This window comes from Pontibacter ruber (assembly GCF_023630205.1).
GTDB classification, from domain to species: Bacteria; Bacteroidota; Bacteroidia; order Cytophagales; family Hymenobacteraceae; genus Pontibacter; species Pontibacter ruber.
This window is the reverse complement of the sequence record NZ_JALPRR010000002.1, coordinates 585862-605618: the sequence shown is the minus strand read 5'-3', so window position 1 is coordinate 605618 and position 19757 is coordinate 585862. Positions and strand designations below refer to the sequence as shown.

Below are 19757 nucleotides of genomic sequence, written 5' to 3'. Positions count from 1 at the left end.
TATCAACCCTTAATCACCGATCAAGCACGAGTTTAGCGGATTTAAAAACTCCATCAGCCTGTAATCTGATAATGTAGAGTCCTCTTGTAAGTCCATTACTATCAATTTCTATTTTATTCTCTTTACCTGCTTCAGCCATGCCCTGCTTGAGATCAGCAATAAGAGCCCCCCTGCTGTCATAAAGCTTAACCGTGTAATCTCCATTCTCTGAAAGAGTAAAGTTTACAGTAGCCGTCGTTGTAAACGGATTTGGATAAGCTATCAATTTCTCCTGCTCACTTACACCCTGCGGTGAGGCAAGAACTGCTGAAGACACGGCTATTGAAGATGTAACTGTAGCTATCTCTTTTACTTCAGAGGCGCTAAGTGCGGTGTTGTAGATACGCACATCGTCCATAGCACCTTGGAATCCCCTGTACCCATTATTTCCTGCTCCGATGGTGAGCGCCAGACCGTTTAGCTTTATTGGTGGTGGGGAACTGAAGGTTTTGGAATTATTTTGATCTCCGTTAATATAAAGCCGCATCACACCCCCACCATAAGTGACAGCCACATGAATCCAAGTAGTACCGTTGGAGGGATGGATAGTAGTAGAGTTGATTCGGTAGGTGTCACCAGAAGTAACTTGATTGAAGCGGAAGAAAATCAATCCTCCGCTTGAAAGTGACAGCTCATAACCATCTACTGAGTTCTGTTCTGCCTTCTTAAAAACATACTGTGTTGCTATTTTTTCTGGCTTTATCCAAGCTGTCAGCGTTATAGCCCCTGTTATATCAAGCGAGGCGTTGTCGGCGACAGTGGCGTATTGGCTGGAGCCGTTAAACCTCAGCGCCTGACCTGTAACTCCTGCCACCCAAGTAGCCCCTCCCACTGCAGTCGCATTGTTTTTATACTCAGATGCATCAGCCAGCGCCATACCGCTTCCCTCGTCCAACTTCCAGTGCCCCACCAACGGATTAGTAGGCGAGCTTGCCGAAATAGTAGTTATGCTCCACACGGTAGACCAACTGCTGCTGCCGGCAGAGTTGGTTGCCCTGGCCCGCCAGTAGTAGGTGGTGCTGTTAGCTAGGTCGGAGACGGCGGTGGAGGTGGTGGTAATGCCACTGTAGTCAAAAACGGTGCTGGAAAAGCTAGACGAGGTGGACACCTGTACTTGATAGGAGTCGGCTCCGGCAGATGCGTTCCAGCTGAGCGCAATCGAAGTCGTAACATCGGTAGCACCATTGCTTGGAGAAGCTAGAACCGGTGCCGATGGCACGGTTGGCAAGGTATTATCACTTACTAATACACTTACTGCTTGTTCTGTATTTGATGCCATCACCACGGTTTCGCCATTGAACCCGATCTTAGTACTAGTAGCATCATTATACGCACCTTTGATTAAAGTATATTGAGAACCAAAAGAAACACTGGAAGTAGAAGACTCCTTATAAACTATATCCCCGGCAGAAGTAGAAGTAGTATAAACAACTCTAACTTTGCTCATCGATTCATTTAAAACTATAATCGGCCTTGTTCCAGTATATTGTGTAACATCATATAATCTATCCCATGTTCCTGCTGGCCTCCGGACTAAAAGAGCTATAGTTGGATAACCTACGGTATTATAACTAGTTTTAATAGCACAGTACAAGACACCATCATTTGCTGCTACTATATTCATGTGATCATCTGACATACCATTGCCGATTGCTATCGCAGACTGAGACGCAGGCACCTCATCTGCGGACCATGTAGCAGGATCCGCACCATCAATATGGGTTTTAAACCCAAACCTTTGAGTGTTCTGATTCGACCAAAATACTCCTATTTTTCCACTAAGAGCTACAACAGCGCAAATGTCATCATCAGTTATACCTGTGGTTACTGTAATAGGCTCGCTCCAATTATTATAAGGAGCATCGCTCCAACGTACATAAGCACTGGTAGTCCCCGCGGAGGTCAGCCACATTCTTCCCTTACTATCTATATCAATTGTAGCTGTTTCAACACCATTATCCAGAGATATACCAACAGTATTGGTTCTTCTTGACCAAAGTTGGTAACTACCTGTAGATGAATTATATTCTACTGATACTAGTTGAGATGAGCGCCCTTGGTACAAGAAAATGTGTGTTATATTTCCAACCAACTTACAATCAGCTTTAGAGGAAGTTTTAGGAGAAAGTTTTAATACATTCGTCCAGGTGGTTCCATCTAATCGCCAAAGATTGGTACCATCAGAGCTAGCCAAGACTGCCCAATGCTTTCCTGCATATGTCCATACCTTTGCCTGCGGCTTTTCTCCGGTATCTTCAGTAATAGCTATGGCGCTTAAGTTTATTATAGAAGAAAACCCTGCTGAAGCTGCTTCTACTCTATTTTTTGATATATTATTTACAGTACCAAGAGCTGGGTGAACAACAATGTTGAAAAAAATTAAAACAAGTATAGCGGCAATTATTGTAAATTTTCCCATAAAATACTTGGAGTAAAGATTTTTTACAAGTCAACAAAGGAGATTTAGGGCATATACAATATCTCAATCTATAACGAGATATTCTTTTTGGGGCGGAAGCGATATCAATAAATGATAGAAAAAAACTAAAACTATAGTTTATAGATATTATATGTCAATCACTTTTACAAGTTTACACTAATTTACTTATTTCCAAAATATCAAAATAAAAAAATGGTTAAACACCATTTTTATTATGCAGAAGGCTCGTTTTTCTATTTAAATTTTACTGCAAATAGACTCTGCAACGCATATCATAAAAGTTCAATATATTACTACTTAAATAAGTTTATAAATATAGAGCTGCTAATTAATTCAGGAACGTAGTTTTAATAAATATTTAAGCTTTCAATATTACTTTTACAACATTGCATATCCAAATAAATTAACGTATTTCAATTTATTACTGGTATGTTAAAATACGACCTTTACCTTCACTTACACCACCTTACCTAAAGAAATACAATTACATGTATCCTGCCTTAATGACACGAGTATAAATCAATGTTACATTTGTATTACTATTTTATTATTTAATTTACTATTTACAATAAACGTGAGGTAGATCTCTTAATACTTCTGTAGTTTATCGACAAAATCCGATTTATAACTTCCCCTACACTCCACGACTGCATTATGTTACCTCATAATGTGCTTTAAGTAAAATTGTCAAAAGAAAAGAGACATTATCAATAAGCCCATTTTTATGTCACATAAATATACAACATTGTTTAAGTGGATAAATGTAATCGCAGATCATTGTCTTTTAAATTTGATTCTTTTTATATCCCTTAGAGTTGTATACCCTTATAACAGTATCATGAGCGTGTATGACTACAGGCTTATTTTAGTACTCTTTAATTTATCGTGGTTTTATTGCTCCAATGTTTTTGGGATTTATAAAAGTATTCTGAAGCACGAAGCAGTGCCTGTTCTTACCGCAAATGTAGCCTCACTGGGTTTATTTTATATTTTCACTATTAATATCAAAATCATACTACCTAACATTCATATATATGCTACTCCGTTATTGATTTTCCTTTTTGCCTTCACTATTTCTATTATTATATGCAGGCTTTCCTTTCTAGCAGTAAGAAAATATAAAAAAAAGGTCTGGTTTAACACAAACAACATTATCATAGTGGGAGCAGGCTCTGCAGGTGTAGAACTTTATAAGTTACTTGCTTCTAAGCCTCAACTTGGAGAAAATGTATTAGGCCTTTTTACAGATGATAACTTTAACCACGCTTTTGATCTTAAGATTCTAGGTAGAGTTGATGATTGTATAGATTATGCAAAAGAAAATAATGTGCATGAAATATACTGTACGTTACCAAATACTGAAAGAAGTAAAATCAGTATGCTTATGCAGCTGGCAGACAATAATTTTATAAGATTTAGATTAGTTCCTGATGTCAAAGGCGCTTTTGATCAGAACTTGAAAGTCGAGTTATTTGGATATATGCCAGTGTTGGTACCTAGGCAAGAGCCATTAGAAAATAAAGCCAACGAGATTCTTAAAAGAGCATTTGACATTCTCTTTTCTTCGCTTATTATACTCTTCCTTCTTAGCTGGCTTGTTCCACTTTTAGCAATCATTATAAAAGCAGACTCTAAGGGGCCCGTGTTTTTCAAGCAATTGCGTTCTGGAAAAAATAATAAGCCTTTTTACTGCATCAAGTTCAGGAGCATGTCAGTAAATATAAATTGTGACAGTAAACAAGCCTGCAAAGGAGACATGAGAATTACGAGAGTAGGTAAATTTATAAGGAAAACCAGCATTGATGAGTTACCACAGTTCTTTAATGTCTTAATGGGGGATATGTCTGTTGTGGGTCCTCGCCCCCACATGTTAAAGCATACCCAGGACTACTCGCAGCTAATCAATAACTACATGGTGCGGCATTTTCTAACTCCTGGTATTACGGGCTGGGCCCAGGTGCTGGGCTACAGAGGTGAAACAAAAGAAACAACCGCTATGCTGAACCGCGTTCAGGCTGATATCTGGTATTTAGAGAACTGGTCTCTGGTCCTTGACCTTAAAATAGTTCTCATGACGGTACGCCAGGTATTTAAAGGCGACGAAAATGCTTTCTGAATTGAAAGACTAAGCTTAGGATACACATAAGCTACATCTATCAGCCTTATAGCTGCCCCATTTAGGGCAGCTATTTTGTTTTATACCTACTTAATACCCACGCTCCAATTTACCTCTGCGCTATCTCCAGCAGATGATAACCCTACCCTTGCCTGTTGTAAAGTAGTATACTTGTGCAAGGCGCAAAATTGAAAACAAATATGTAATGACCTTTCCTTTAACCTACGGATTTTCAAAGAGGTTTTTCTCAATCTATCTTTGTGGCGCATAGCAGCGGCGTTATACTTACCTGAAGCAAGGCCAGCGGAATGTTGGGCACCTCCGCCCGTACGTGCAACGCTTAGCAAACAAACCTGTTTACCTGATGAAGAAAAAGATCAGAATCACCCTGTATGTACTCGGTTTTATACTACTGCTGGTAACGGTGGCAGGGTGCTCGTTCCTGAAGCTGTCTCCCCAGTTTGGCGCCGAAGCAAATGGTGCCCGCCTGGAGGCGATCCTAAAATCGCCCAACTACAAGTATGGCAAGTTTCAGAACCCCGTGGAGACCAACATGGACATCGGCTTTAAAGGCTTTGTGAGGCTATTCTCTGCCCGTATTTTCGGTAACTCCGACGACCAGGTGCCTGATTGGGAGATACCGGTGAACAGGATTGATGCGAAACAATTTAACAGCGTGCAGGATACGGCTACGGTGGTTACCTGGCTCGGGCACTCGGCCTTTATGGTGGAGATGGACGGCAAGCGGTTGCTGCTGGACCCCATGCTGGGCGACATTGCCTCGCCCATCAGCTTCATGGGCCCGAAACGTTTTTCGGCGCTGCCCATTACCGTGGAGGAACTGCCCAATATAGATGCCGTGCTGATCTCGCACGACCACTACGACCACCTCGACTATGGCTCCATCAAGAAACTAAATGAGAAGACCGGGCACTTTTATGTGGCCCTGGGTGTGGGCGCGCACCTGGAGCGCTGGGGCATACCGGCCGAAAAGATAACCGAAATGGACTGGTGGCAGGAGGCTTCATTCCAGGGGCTGACCTTTGCCGCTACCCCATCGCGGCATTTCTCGGGCCGCGGCCTTACCGACAGAATGAGTACCCTCTGGACCTCGTGGGTGATCCTGGGCCGCAAAGACAGGATCTTTTTCAGCGGCGACTCCGGTTACTTCAACGGCTTTGCCGAGATCGGCAGTAAGTATGGCCCTTTTGACATTACCCTGATGGAGTGCGGCCAGTACAACGAGCTGTGGCCCAACATCCACATGATGCCCGAGCAAACCGTGCAGGCCCACCTCGACCTGAAAGGCAAGCTGCTGATGCCCATCCACTGGGGCGCCTTCGCCTTGGCCATGCACACCTGGACCGACCCGATTGAACGGGTAACCAAAGAAGCTGATCGCTTGAAAGTGCCTATGACTACGCCGCTGATCGGGGAATCGGTTGTTTTAGGCAAGAAAGCGCCGGGGAAGGTTTGGTGGAGGGGAGAACAGGCTATGCAGTAACCGTCCCTCGGATTGACTACCCAGCTCTGGATTTTATTGAGGAAAGCCTCTTACTTCAGATTCATATTATTCTTTTAACCTGACGCGGGAAAGCAGTTGCCATTGTGCGGCCAGGTAGCAACCTGTTTCTACAATGGGAAATATTTAACAAAACGTATATATTTTACACTATAAACTTTATTAAAATCCATATCTTGTACTATTTGCTTTAACACCGAGTACAAGCATACATAAGCGTTAAGAATATCTCTAGTTAAGCATGAACAGGTATATATTTTAAAGCGAACTCTGGAATGACGCCAACGAACTTCGCGACACGGTAGCTGAGAGCCAGTACAAAGACTAAATGTTTTTACTGCTGTTTTTGAAGTACGTTTCCGGGCAATTTAAGATACGCAAACAGGACCTTCAGAAGATTCTGGATGAGGTGAAGGAGCCAAAGTCAGGAATAAAGATTATAACAGGAGTGTTGCGTAAATTAGATTCTTTAAAAAATCAGTCACTTCACTAAAATAGCCTTTAACCAAGATTTAAAGTATGAGTAAAATCCATTACAGGTATGCTTATAATCTTCAAAAAGAGTTGATAGATGTTAATACCTTAGATAGAGAGACTACACAGACTTTCGAACAATACACATGCATCTCATGTGAGAAGAGAATTGTCCCTAAACTGGGTGAAATAAGAAAGAAACATTTTGCACATAAAGAGGAAGTTACCTGTTCCAAAGAAACCTACCTTCATATTTTGGGGAAACAGGTTTTTTTTAATGAGTACAACAAGTGTTTGCAACATGGTAAACCATTTTATTTAGTATTTACAAGACAAATCTTTTGTGATAGCTTACAAAGTAAGTATGGATTTCAGTGCCATACAGGAGAAGAGATATTTCAATTCGACCTTACAAAAAGCTTCAATAAAATTGTAGTAGAAAAGCGCGTGGATGAATTTATACCGGATCTTTTGCTGGTTAGTGAAGAAAAAAATGAAAAGATTTTTATAGAAATTGCTGTAACTCACCTCTCATCTGAAAAAAAACTGAACTCCTCTTTTAGAGTTATCGAGCTAACTATAGCTGATGAATCTGATTTAAGTATAATAATAAATCACAAACTTTCACAAAATGAAAAGTTAAGCTTCTATAATTTTAACTTTAAAGACAACATAAAGAATCTGTGTAGCGGATCCTGTTCTCATAAAGGATTTCAATTAGGTGTAGTGTTTAATGATGGTAGATGTTTACTCCGGCCCAACATGACACTTACACACGCACATAATTATATCAATAAATTAAAGAACGAGATACAATACCACAAGCTAGATAAAGCTGATTATGGTAGTCAAGAAGGCTTTTTCAGACTTATTGGACAAGCAGCGAAGAAGGGGTTAAAAGTTAGGAACTGCTTCATATGTAGATATCATACTTTAAATGAATATCGGAGCATTTTATGGGATGATGATGGTGATAAAGCGATTTTCTGCAAATTTAGAAAAATAAAATGTACATCGAACGAAGCTGCTGTATGTAGCTATTTCAAGGTTAGCCAAGAATATGTGGAGAAATTTAGCTAATTCTTTATGATGAATTTTAACCTCCTCTCCCACTTCCAAAACATCAACACCTGGAAAAGCAAAGGCATCCGTGCGCCGCACAAGCCCTTGCTGATGTTGCTGGCTTTGGGAGAGATTCAGAGAGGTAACACTGGTTTTATACCTAATACAAGTATAGAACCAAGACTTAAAGATTTATTGCTTGATTTTGGTCCGCAGCGGAAAACGCTATACCCCAACTTCCCTTTCACGAAACTGGCGAATGACAAGCTTTGGCAGTTCAACAAGCCTGAGCTACTCGATACAAAGCAGGATTATACTTCCAAGTTTCTTCGCGACCACGACCTGCAGGGCAAGTTCCCGGATGAGGTGACGCAACAGCTTAAGCAAAGTCCCGAGCTTTTACGAAGTATAGCCGAACTGATACTGGAGCAGAACTTTCCTGACACGCTACACCAAGATATACTTGATGCGGTGGGTTTAGATTTAACAGCAACTCCAACAGGCAACAAAGTGAGGACTGCCAAAAAGCGTGATCCTGAGTTCAGAGAAAGGATACTGAAAGCGTACGAATACCAGTGCGCCGTCTGTGGCTTTGGCGTTCGGTTAAAGCACAAGGTGTTAGCTTTGGAGGCAGCGCATATCATGTGGCATCAGGCAGGTGGACCGGATAGAGAAGTAAATGGCTTGGCCTTATGTGCTACCCACCACAAACTTTTCGATCTGGGAGCATTCACCGTAAATGCAGAACTGAAATTACTAGTTTCTGATGAAGTAAACGGCATCGGCTCAAAAGAATGGCTCCTGCAGCACCACGGCAAGTCCATAACACCTCCTCAAAAGAAAGCTTTCTATCCTGATCCGGAGTTTACTAGCTGGCACGTGAACGAAGTTTTCAAGGGTGGGTACAGAGATGTGTAGGCTATACTTTCTATCTTGCATGCTGTAGTTTATACTTCTATCCTCTTATGACAAAGCTAGCTCAGTATACCCCCATGGCCCGGGAAGCCTTCAGCAATTACCTGGATAATAAGATCGACCTGGATACCCTGATCGAACGGCTGCGGTATATGGAGCTGCAGGCACTGTCGGAAGAAGAGGAAACCGGAAAAGAAGTATGGCTTCGCTTTTTCGAAGGCGATTCGCTGCAAACAACCATCAGCGAAATTGAAAAAGACCTGAGCGATCCTACACACCCCGGCTATCGGATCCTGATCCAGGGCATAGCTTTTGGCCTTCAGTCCGGCGAACTGGAAGTGCATTGTTCTTAACTCGCCTGGCAACAATTACACTTACCAGATCGGCTAAACAAAAAGGTTTATAAGTAGTGGGGTAATCCCTACCGGTGCTCCTCATACTTATTTGGCGGCAATAGTGCCTGCAACGTTTTTACTTCTCCCTCTTTAAGGGGCGCAGCAGCGGCAATCTGCAGTGCTTCGTTCAGTTGTTCGGCAGTCCGGATGCCCAGTACGGCGGCGGTTACGGCAGGGTGATGAAGTACAAACCGAACGGCAGTTTCGGCGAGCATCCGAGAAGCACCGGCTACTGCTTTTACAGCAGCTGCGGCTTTCTGCACTTCTTCCAACGTATAGCCCAGGTATGGTTTGGCAGGTTTTCCGGCCAGCAGCCCCTGTGCCAGGCTGCCGCGTGCCAGTACGCCAATCTGGTGCTCATGCAACAGGTCCAGCACCGACTCTTCCGGCCGCCGGTCCAGCAGGCTGTACTGCATCATTATACTCACGATGTTAGAGCGCTGCACATACTCCCGGATCACGTTGGGGCGTATGGACGAAATGCCGTAGTACCGGATCTTGCCTTGCTGCTTCAGCAGTTCAAATGCCTCGATGGTCTCGTCTATCGGATCGTTGATGGTGCCGCCGTGCAGCTGGTACAAGTCGATGTAATCGGTCTGCAGCCGCTGCAGGCTGGCTTCTACCGCCTGCAGGATGTAGGCCTTTGTGGGGTTCCAGTCCCAGCCGCTGCCATCTGGCCGCCACTGGTTGCCTACCTTGGTCGCGATGTTTACCTTGTCGCGCATGCCGTTGAAGGCCTTTCCTACCGTTACCTCGTTTTCTCCCTTGTCATACAGATCGGCGGTATCGAAGTAGTTGATTCCCCTGTCCAGTGCATGGTGCAGCAGCCTTGCATTTTCCGCGTGGTCCGTACCAAGCGACATGCACCCGAAGCTTACTTCGCTGATGTTCAGGTCTGACTTACCGAGTTTGTTATACTTCATAGCTATGCTGTTAAATCAGGCTTTGTTGGTGACGTCCTGAAAGTATAAACTACTCTTATCATCTGCATTGGTTACGGTTCTATTTCGACACTTTCTCCGGTTTGTATGTGGTTAATCCGCCAGAGCATATTATATCTGCACGGGGATTATAAAAGCTTATGCCTGTAGTGGCTAGCCCTCAGGCAGCTATACTCAGGCAAAATTCTTAGCCTGTTAACCTCACAATTCCGAAAGAATAAATTATATATTTGACACCTTCACCACCACAACCAACACAAACACCTACAACACCATGAGCAAATTGATCATTAAGAGCCTGCAGGAGCTTGAGCAGTACGAAGGCAAGGAAATGGGAATATCTGACTACCATACCATTACGCAGGAACAGATAAACAAATTTGCAGACGCCACCGTCGACCACCAGTGGATTCACCTGGATGCGGAGCGCGCCAAAACGGAAACACCTTTCGGGGCTACCATTGCGCACGGCTACCTGACGGTGTCGCTCCTGCCCTACCTGTGGTCGCAGATCGCTACCATCGAGAACCTGAAGATGCAGGTAAACTACGAGATCGAGAGCCTCCGCTTTAACCAGGCCGTAACCGTAAACAGCCGTGTACGCCTCCGCGCAAAGCTTCTCTCGGTAAAGAACCTGCGCGGCATCGCCAAAACACAAATAGAAGTAACGCTGGAGATCGAGAACAGCAAAAAGCCGGCTTATACCGGCGTTATTACGTTCCTGTATCATTTTAATGAGTAGTATTGAGAAACTTTTACCTCCCCCTGCCCCCTCCTAATAACAGGAGGGGGTATTTTTTTTCAACTATTTCTGGCGCGAATCTTCTGATTCGTGACTAGTGGTGGTACCCGAGTCTCTGACTCAATTGGCCCGCAGGGACAGAGAATGGTCTGAATCAGGATTTGTGGGATTTAAAGATGAACAGGATTTTTACCCAGCCCTCCCAAGTGGGGAATTTCTGCGTTTGGTACACTTAAGATTATACTTTCATTGAAGCCGTTGTCCAACCACCCCTGCCCCTCAAAGCTACGCTCGCTAGCTTCGAACTCGCCTTCTTGCTAGTCTAAGGAGGGGAGCTTGGCTGTTGCTATACCTGATAGTATAAGTTTCATCGCCCAAGTATATACACACCCCTGCACCCCTCTCAAAAGGGGAGTTTCTGCTACTGCAATGCTTCAAAGTATAAGTTCTATAGCTGCTGCAGATCATCCCCCTACCCCCTTCAAAGGGGGACCTGGTTCTAGTTGCATAGCTAGCAGCTATCGAATTTGTTTCCAGTCCTTGGGTTGAGCGCCTATGCGAGTTTTTCCGGTATCGCGACAGCGATATTGTGACGATAGGAGCAAAGGAAAAGCTCCCAGCGCGATGCCCAAGGACGAGGCCCCGCGGCCTTGAGCGCACCAATGTATAAAATGAAACTATAGGCAAGTAAGTCTGGGGAACAAAGCCAGCTACTATAGCTATGCTTGCCAACTGCAAGTATAAACCTCAGCTATAAAACTGAAGCAGATTTCTCGCTGAACTCGAAATGACAGATGAAAAAGCTTATCAGGTAAATTATAACAACTCTTGCTAACGCCACTCCTAATTCATACTTTGTAAGGCATAAATCATCATAACCTATGAGCCAGTTTTCAGTAGAGCAGCTACGCGCTGAGTTTCCTGCTTTAAGAGAAGCAGCCAACAAAAAGCCATTCATCTTTTTCGATGGACCGGGTGGCACGCAGATGGCGCAACCAGCCATAGACGGAATGATGGCCTATATCACGGGCGGTATGGCGAACCTACATGGCGCTTTCCTGACCAGCGTCAGCACCGATAACTTGCTGCTGGAAGGCAGAAAAGCTGTGGCTGACCTGCTGAACTGTGAACCTGAGGAAGTAGCTTTCGGGCAGAACATGACCTCGCATGCCTTTTCCATAGCACGAAGCCTGGGTCCTTTTATAACAGAAACAGACGAGATCGTGGTAACGGAGCAGGACCACCGCGCCAACGTAGACCCTTGGGTTACCTTAGCCAAAGACAAAGGCGCGACGGTTAAGTTTATACCTGTTAACCCGGAAACCTATACCCTCGAGCTGGACAACCTGGACGAGCTCATCACCGAAAAAACAAAGCTGGTTGCCGTGGGTATGTCGTCGAACGTGACGGGCACTGTTACAGACATCGGTAAAATTATAGCCCGTGCAAAAGCTGTGAACGCAATAGTAATTATAGATGCGGTGCATGCGGTGCCGCACCTGGCTATTGATTTTAAAAAGCTGGGTTGCGATGTGCTGCTCTGCTCGGCGTACAAGTTTTTCGGGCCGCACCTGGGCATAGCTGTTATCGCGAAATCGCTTTTCGAGAAGCTGCCTGTTTACAAGCTGGCACCAGCCCCACAGGAGATTCCGGATAAACTCGAAACCGGCACCCAGAACCACGAAGCCATAGCCGGTCTGATCGGGGCCATAAAGTTTATTGAAGACCAGGGCGAAGGCAAAACGCGCAGAGAGCGGCTGCAATCGGGTATGCAGCGCATAGAAGCACACGAGCAGCAGCTGACCGATCGCATCGAAAAGTTCTTAAAGCAGATACCGGAAGTACACCTGTACCGGGCACCGGAAGGCACAAAAAAGACGCCAACCTTCGCCTTTACCCTGAATGGCATAAAGGCCCGCGAGGTGACCAGCTGGTTTGCCAAAAACTACCACATGTGCATTGCCGATGGGCACTTCTACGCCTCTACCATGGCCGACAAGCTGGGTGTAAACCCGATGGGCGGCTGGATCAGAATTGGCCTGGCACCTTACAATACCATGGAGGAAGTGAAGCTGTTTGAACAAGGTCTGCAGGAGTTTATTTCAACACATGTAAAAAAGCAGCAGGTATAATTCAAGCGTGCAGCTGTTCGGTTTCTATTAAATCTTTTATCCTGGATCAGCTTAAACTATAATGAGCGAGTTTATTGATATTGCCTTATGTATATCCTACTTTCTGCTGGGATTTGTGGGCGCAAAGGTGCTGCGTAATTACCTGATCAAAAGAAGACAGAGCGGGTGAATCAGGCTGGCACTTATTCTCAACTGCTAAATCCAACCACCCCTAACCCCTCCTTGTCTAAGGAGGGGAGCCTGCTATTACTTTAGCTAACCTACTGTTCTATAGTTATTGTTTATACTTATACTTTAAGAGTAGGTAACTTGCGATAAGCTAAGAAGCTTGAAAAAGCAGGTAAAAGCTCCCCTCCTTGGATAAGGAGGGGCAGGGATGGTTGGACAACTGTAGCTATGCAAGTATAACTCCTGCTAAAGCAAAGGCAGAGAACCAAGAAACGAATCCCCCTACTTCATTTCAAACGAGCTCTCGTTTATACCCAGCTTGTTTTTGGAATGTAATTCTACCGGAAATCCCCACAGGTAGCGGATGTGCTCCAGGGTAGCTTTGGCACTCTCGGCGTCCAGCCTGCGCTCCTTCTGGATAGCATGCGTCAGGTATAATTTGCTGGTCTGGTGAAGGTCTACTTTTGTTACCTGGATGTTGGGCACCATGGAGGCACGGTCGTATTGGCTGCTCAGCTGCTCCCTTACTTTTCTGTATCCGCGCTCGTTGTGGATCGCCCCGATCTCATACTCGGTCTCATGCTCATTGTCCACGATAGTAAACAGCTTCATGTCGCGAATTACTTTCGGGGACAGGTACTGCAGTATAAAGCTGTCGTCGCGGAAATTCTCCATTATATAGTGCACCTGCTCCAGCCAGTTCTTGCCGATCAGGTCCGGGAACCACTGTTTATCTTCTGCGGTAGGATTGAGGCAGATGCGCTTGATGTCCATGAAAATATTGAACCCAAGCGTATAAGGGTTCAGGCCGGAGTAGTACTTGCTGTTGTATTCCGGCTGGTACAATACCCCACTGTGGCTTTTCAAAAACTCCAGCATAAACCCATCGTTCACATAGCCTTCTTCAAACATCTTGTTGATGATGTGGTAGTGGGTGAAGGTGGCAAAGCCCTCGTTCATTACTTTGGTAGCACCCTGCGGGTAAAAATATTGCGACACCTTCCGCACGATACGGATGATTTCCCGTTTCCACTGCGGCAGGGCTGGCGCATACTTTTCGATAAAGTATAAAATGTTCTCTTCCGGCTCTTTCGGAAACCGCTGCTCCTCTCCTATACCTGCATCAAGTATAACAGGCGCTGCCGGCAAGGTTTTCCAAATCTCGTTATAGTTCTCCCTTTTGATCAGCGTCAGCTTCTTCAGCCGTTCTTTCTCCTCAATGGCCGATAATTTAGATGGCTTTTTATACTTATCAACCCCATGGTTCATCAGCGCATGGGCAGCATCCAGCACCCGCTCTACTTCCTCTTCGCCGTACTCTTCCTCGCACCTTAAAATATAGTCGCGGGCAAACACCATATAGTCTACAATGGATTCGGCAGAGGTCCAGTCGAGGAACATGTAGTTGTTGGCAAAAAAGGCGTTGTGGCCCTGGCAGGCATGGGCAATCACGAGCAGCATCATGCAGGTAGAGTTGTTCTCCATGTTGTAGCTGATGCAGGGGTTGGAGTTGATCACCAGCTCGTAAGAAAGCCCCATGCGGCCCTTGGTATAGTTGTTCTGGTTCAGGACAAAGTCTTTCCCAAACTTCCAGTGCGGGTAGGAAGTCGGCAGCCCGGTAAGTGCGTAAGCATCCAGCATTTGCTCCGAGGTAACGATCTCGATCTGGTTGGGATAAGTTTTCAGCTTCAGGTACTCACGCCCTATCCTGCTAATCACTTCATCGGCTGCCTCCAGTGTGTTGTAGTCCCAGTTGGGGTTACAGAACATGGCCCTGTATTTATCTTTGTCGGTCATGGTGATTGGTGTATTGTAGGGACAGATCACGACCTGTCCGAATCGTTCCGGCCATGCCGCAAGTTTAGCGTCAGCATAACTTGTGGCAGTTTATGGGGCCAGTTTGTAACTGGCACACTTCATTTCCCGCATTTCTACTTCCGCAAGTTGCAAACTTGCTGTCATGCTGCACCACCAGTTACCGCTGCGCTTAAACTGGCGGCATGGAAGAAGCATTTATCTTTTGTCACATTGTCCTTTGTTACAAAGTCTAGGAAACAGCTGCTTCTTTCCTTTTCCGGAACAGCCCCTGGAAGACAGGCCATATCTCGTATACTTCGTAAATATGGCGGATCGAAAATTCCTCGTCGTTGCTGATCCGGTTATAGGCTTGCCAGAGGTCGCTTTCCTTGCTCTTGTTGTTGATCTCGATGTAGGCCATGTATTGTATGCACGGAAGTATGGTTTCCAGCAGCAGGTTCTTGCACTCCAGGGCATCCTGCTTCGACCACACGTCGCCGTCCGATGCCTGGCAACAGTACACGTTCCAGCTCTCATCATACCTTTCGCGCATGATCTTGTCCATCAGCTTCAGGGATGGAGCCACCACCGTACCCCCGCTTTCCCGTGAGTTAAAAAATTCCTCTTCGTCTACCTCCTTGGCCTCGGTATGATGGCGGATGAATACAAGCTCCACATTTTTATACTGCCTGGTCAGGAAGATGTACAGCAGCGTAAAGAACCGTTTGGCTATGTCTTTTTCGTGGTGGCCCATGGATGCCGAAACGTCCATGATGCAGAACATGACAGCCGATGTTACAGGTATGGGCACCCGCTCAAAGTTGTTGTAGCGCAGGTCAATGTCTTCGAAAAAAGGAATGGTATTGGCCTGTCGTTTTGCTTTTTCGATCTCTACTTCCAGCGCCGCCCGCTCGTCCTTTTTTTTGGTTTTGGCAAGTTGCTCCTGCAGGTTCTGCAGCTTCTTTTCGAAGGCACCCTTCAAAGCCAGTTGCCTGCCCAGCGACTGCTGGTAGCTGGTCTTGATGTTGAGCCGGGAAGGAACGCTGTCACGGGTGTAGCCGGCACGTTTCATCTCAAAGCTTTCGGTGCTCTCCATGAGCTTTTTCACCATGTTGGGCAGTTCCAGGTCATCGAAGAAATACTTCAGGAATTCCTCGCGCGACAAAACGACGGTAAATTCATCCTCTGTTACCTCCGGGCTGTTCGATCCCTTTCCGCCACCGCTGCCTGAGCCGCCTTTTGGTTTGGGAATCCGGTCGCCCTCGTTATACCGGTCGTTTCCAGGCCGCACCACCTGCTTTCTGCCTGTTTTAGGGTCGTGCCGGAAAGCGGGCTCATCCAGTCCGCGCACGGGCACCTTCACACTGCCCCCCGTGTTGCTGTCTTTGATGCTTTCCTGGCTGATGATATCAGGTATGGCCTTCCGGATCTGGCTCTCGACCCGCTTCAGGAATTTCTGCCGGTTACCGGTTGACTTCCCTTTATCATTCTTTCTTCTGTCTACGATATGGCTCATACTTAATTTTGAATGAGTGAATAAGTGAATGAGTGAATATTCAATTTTGAATGAGTGGGTGAGTGAATGAGCGCATATTATTCTCTTTTGAACATTCACTCATTCACTCATTCAAAACTCACTCATTAACATCACGCCATCGTTTTTCGTACGCGCATGAACCAGTCTACCAGTATGCGGATCTGCTTATCGGTATAGCCGCGTTCCCGCATTCTTCTGGTGAAGTCACGGTGCTTCTTCTCGTCTTCCTCGTTGCTCTTCACATTGAAGGATACAACCGGTAACAGGTCTTCGGTGTTGGTGAAGATCTTCTTCTCGATCACGGTTTTGATCTTCTCATAAGAATCCCAGCGTGGGCTCTTGCCCGCATGGTTGGCCTTGTAGCGCAGGAAGAAGTTGGTAACCTCGGCACGGAAATCTTTCGGATTGGCAATCCCGGCCGGCTTCTCGATCTTCTCCAACTCTTCGTTCAAAATGCTTCGGTCGAAGATCTCGCCTGAGTCCGGATCGCGGTAATCGTTGTTCTGCATCCAGTGGTCGGCATAGATCACATACTTCTCGAAGATGTTCTGGCCATACGAGCTGTAGGATTCGATGTAGGCTTTCTGGATTTCGTCGGCAATAAACTCGGCATACTTGCTGGCCAGTACCGATTTAATCAGGTGCAGGTACCTGGATTCTGTTTCCGGCGGAAGCATCATCTTGATCACTTCCTGCTCCAGCACATACAGCAAGTGCACCGGGTTGGCGGCAATCTCTTCGCTGTCGAAGTTGAACACTTTAGATAAGATCTTGAAGGCAAAGCGGGTAGAGATACCCTGCATGCCTTCGTTAATACCGGCATCGTCGCGGTACTCCTGTATAGACTTCGCATTCGGGTCAGTTTCGCGCAGGGTTTCGCCGTTGTACACCCGCATTTTTGAATACATGGTGGAGTTCTCCGGTTCCTTCAGGCGCGACATCACCGAAAACTCGGCCAGCAACTCAATGGTTTTCGGAGCGCAGGGCGCATCTTTCAGAGAGCTTTCCCGGATCAGCTTTTCGTAAATCTTGATCTCCTCGCTGACGCGCAGGCAGTAAGGTACCTGCACTTTGTAGATACGGTCCAGGAAGGCCTCGTTCTTCTTGTCGTTCAGGAACTTGGCCCACTCCGATTCGTTGGAGTGCGCAAGTATTATTCCGTCGAAAGGAATGGCGCCGATCGGCTCTGTACCTTTGTAGTTCTTTTCCTGGGTGGCGGTCAGGAGCGGGTTAAGCACTTTGATCGGCGCCTTGAACATCTCCACGAACTCCAGCAGCCCCTGGTTGGCCAGGCACAGGCCACCGGTGTAGGAATAAGCATCCGGGTCGCTTTGCTGGTACTCGGCCAGCTTCCGAATGTCTACTTTACCTACCAGCGTGGAGATGTCCTGGTTGTTCTCATCGCCCGGCTCTGTTTTGGAAATAGCGATCTGCTCCTGAATGGAAGGGAACAAGCGGATCACTTTGAAACGATTGATGTCGCCGTCGAACTCGCGGAGTCGTTTAGAAGCCCAGGGGCTCATGCAACTCGGTACGTAGCGGGCCGGAATGTTATACTCTTCTTCCAGTTCCTCGGTATAGTCGGCGAACAAACCCAACGGGCTTTCGAATACCGGACTTACCTGGTCGCCTGCCTTCAGCACGTAAATGGGGTTTTGCTGCATCAGGTGCTTCAGCTTTTCGGCCAGCGAGCTTTTACCTCCGCCTACCGGGCCCATCAGGTACAGGATCTGTTTCTTTTCTTCCAGCCCCTGTGCCGAGTGGCGGAAATACGAAACGATCTGCTCGATGGTACTTTCCATACCATAGAAGTCCTTGAAGGCCGGGTAAATTTTGATCTTCTTGTTAGAGAAGATTCTGCTTAGCACGGGATCCTGTCGGGTGTCCAGGACTTCCGGCTCTCCGATTGCGTCCAGAATTCTTTCTGCAGGTTTGGCATACACTTTCGGGTCTTTCTTACACTCCTCGAGATAGGCAGCTACTGTCATCTCATTCATTGAGGCACTGTAATTTGTCTTGATCTTTTCTAAAATGTTCATGTGTTTTATGTCTTTGTAACAGAGTCAGAATCATTTTAAACCATAGAGCAATGAGCAGTTTCTCAACCTATGTTGTCGGAGTGCGAGCTACTGCTAAGCAACTAATCTGGTCATAGCGGATGTAGTATGTTTATAGTTGATGATCATTTTATAAAACAGAACAAGATGCCCCTTATTTCAGGCGATCTTACTTACCTTCTTCCAAGGTTTCTGTTACTCGGTGTCTGTTGAAAATAACTGCTGCTGCTTAGCTGCAACAGCTGCGATAAAGGCTTTTGGAAGAGGCTACAGCTCCGTCTTCCGATTCGCTTGTTACTGAGTACATAAGCACAGATTCTGAACTAAAAATCAGCTGTTATCTACCCTATGTTATTAATACGTTTATTTTTGAAGTTCGCCACCTTAACTATCTAAAAAGCAAATATTTATCTTTTTAAGTACTAAGAGGGAACTATTATTGGAACAGCAGTTCCAAATTTTAAATTCAAAATCGGTTATATTTTATAGTTAAATGTTTATACGGACAGGTAATCAGGAGGATAATGCTTAGGAAGGAAGGGTGAAGCATCCCAATGATTACGCCTTAACCTTATACTTTATACGCAATACCAAAAGGAAGATAAAGCTGTAATTAAGAAGAAACCATGTTGGAAAACCCGTCAGCTGTATCACCGATCGTAGATATCCTGTTTAAGATCTGTAGCGGCATCTTCTGGACGATAACGTACCTGCTCATCCTCAGGCGGGGATTTATCGATAAAGCCTATGGAATGCCAATGGTGGCGCTGTGTGCCAACCTCTCCTGGGAGTTCATCTTTTCCTTTGTCTACCCGCACAGCACGCCACAGTTATACATCGATTATGTATGGCTTGCTTTTGATGCCGGCATTTTGGTGCAATACCTGAAGTATGGGAAAAAGGAATTTCCGGAACAGCTGCCGCGCAGCCTCTTCTACCCTACTTTTTTGCTCACGCTGGTTTTGGGAGCTTTATTTGTTATGCTGCTCTCGCGGGAGCTTAAGGATTTTAACGGGGTATATGCGGCCTTTAGCCAGAACCTGCTCATGTCTGTCCTGTTCATCCACATGCTGCTGAAACGGAACAGCCCGCAGGGGCAGTCGCTTTACATCGCTCTGAGCAAGATGATCGGTACTTTGTTCCCTTCCGTTCTGCTCTACTTATACTTCCCAAACTCTTACCTGCTGATCTTGCTGTACATCAGCATTTTCATCTTTGATTTGCTTTACTTTATACTTTTATACTTTAAGATAAAAGCGGCCAGGCTTTCTCCCTGGACCAGGGTATAGAACGAGAAGGTATAAACAAGACGTAGAATACTGCTGCTACCGGCAAATCATTCAACGAGTATAGCAAAAGCCGTTGTACTAAAACAACTGCTGGCACTTTCCATGGATAAAGCGTACCTTAAATAACTGTT

13 protein-coding genes are annotated in these 19757 nt (G+C 45.7%); 8 read left to right on the top strand and 5 right to left on the bottom strand.

The annotated features are described in order from the left end of the window. Window positions 1-13: 13 nt before the first annotated feature. Window positions 14-2458 (bottom strand): LamG-like jellyroll fold domain-containing protein, encoded by a 2445-nt coding sequence (locus tag MJ611_RS09425; protein ID WP_250429477.1) that lies wholly within the window; start codon window positions 2456-2458, stop codon window positions 14-16. 745 nt (window positions 2459-3203) lie between these two features. On the opposite strand from MJ611_RS09425, the gene MJ611_RS09420 reads away from it, so the two are divergent. The 5 genes from MJ611_RS09420 (at window position 3204) to MJ611_RS09400 (ending at window position 8921) form a co-directional block, all read left to right on the top strand. Next, on the top strand, window positions 3204-4595 hold the full coding sequence (locus tag MJ611_RS09420; RefSeq protein ID WP_250429476.1) for an undecaprenyl-phosphate glucose phosphotransferase: 1392 nt from the start codon (window positions 3204-3206) through the stop codon (window positions 4593-4595). Window positions 4596-4959: 364 nt separating this feature from the next. Further along, window positions 4960-6099 (top strand): MBL fold metallo-hydrolase, encoded by a 1140-nt coding sequence (locus tag MJ611_RS09415; RefSeq protein WP_250429475.1) that lies wholly within the window; start codon window positions 4960-4962, stop codon window positions 6097-6099. Between the two features lie 537 nt (window positions 6100-6636). Then, complete coding sequence (locus MJ611_RS09410) at window positions 6637-7671, top strand: competence protein CoiA family protein (RefSeq protein ID WP_250429474.1); 1035 nt, start codon at window positions 6637-6639, stop codon at window positions 7669-7671. 6 nt (window positions 7672-7677) lie between these two features. After that, entirely contained in the window at window positions 7678-8571 is an 894-nt protein-coding gene (locus MJ611_RS09405; RefSeq protein ID WP_250429473.1) for a phosphorothioated DNA-binding restriction endonuclease, read from the top strand. 47 nt (window positions 8572-8618) lie between these two features. Continuing rightward, the gene (locus MJ611_RS09400; protein ID WP_250429471.1) at window positions 8619-8921 is read left to right on the top strand and encodes a hypothetical protein; all 303 of its coding nucleotides are present in this window, start codon (window positions 8619-8621) and stop codon (window positions 8919-8921) included. Window positions 8922-8989: 68 nt separating this feature from the next. Here MJ611_RS09400 and MJ611_RS09395 read toward each other — a convergent pair whose 3' ends face one another. After that, window positions 8990-9886, bottom strand: a complete 897-nt coding sequence (locus MJ611_RS09395) for an aldo/keto reductase (RefSeq protein WP_250429469.1) — start codon at window positions 9884-9886, stop codon at window positions 8990-8992. 292 nt (window positions 9887-10178) lie between these two features. Here MJ611_RS09395 and MJ611_RS09390 point away from each other — a divergent pair, with 292 nt between their 5' ends. Together MJ611_RS09390 and MJ611_RS09385 are read left to right on the top strand one after the other, a co-directional pair. Continuing rightward, window positions 10179-10646, top strand: a complete 468-nt coding sequence (locus MJ611_RS09390; protein WP_250429467.1) for a MaoC family dehydratase — start codon at window positions 10179-10181, stop codon at window positions 10644-10646. A gap of 881 nt (window positions 10647-11527) precedes the next feature. After that, entirely contained in the window at window positions 11528-12778 is a 1251-nt protein-coding gene (locus MJ611_RS09385) for a cysteine desulfurase-like protein (protein ID WP_250429466.1), read from the top strand. Between the two features lie 450 nt (window positions 12779-13228). Here the strand turns inward: MJ611_RS09385 and MJ611_RS09380 are convergent, their stop codons facing one another. The 3 genes from MJ611_RS09380 to MJ611_RS09370 all read right to left on the bottom strand — a co-directional run bounded on the left by MJ611_RS09380 (window position 13229) and on the right by MJ611_RS09370 (window position 18319). After that, window positions 13229-14743 (bottom strand): SpoVR family protein, encoded by a 1515-nt coding sequence (locus MJ611_RS09380; protein WP_250429464.1) that lies wholly within the window; start codon window positions 14741-14743, stop codon window positions 13229-13231. Between the two features lie 250 nt (window positions 14744-14993). Continuing rightward, window positions 14994-16259 (bottom strand): YeaH/YhbH family protein, encoded by a 1266-nt coding sequence (locus MJ611_RS09375; protein WP_250429461.1) that lies wholly within the window; start codon window positions 16257-16259, stop codon window positions 14994-14996. 131 nt (window positions 16260-16390) lie between these two features. After that, window positions 16391-18319, bottom strand: a complete 1929-nt coding sequence (locus MJ611_RS09370; protein WP_250429459.1) for a PrkA family serine protein kinase — start codon at window positions 18317-18319, stop codon at window positions 16391-16393. A gap of 644 nt (window positions 18320-18963) precedes the next feature. On the opposite strand from MJ611_RS09370, the gene MJ611_RS09365 reads away from it, so the two are divergent. Next, entirely contained in the window at window positions 18964-19626 is a 663-nt protein-coding gene (locus tag MJ611_RS09365; RefSeq protein WP_250429457.1) for a transmembrane-type terpene cyclase, read from the top strand. Window positions 19627-19757: the final 131 nt, after the last annotated feature.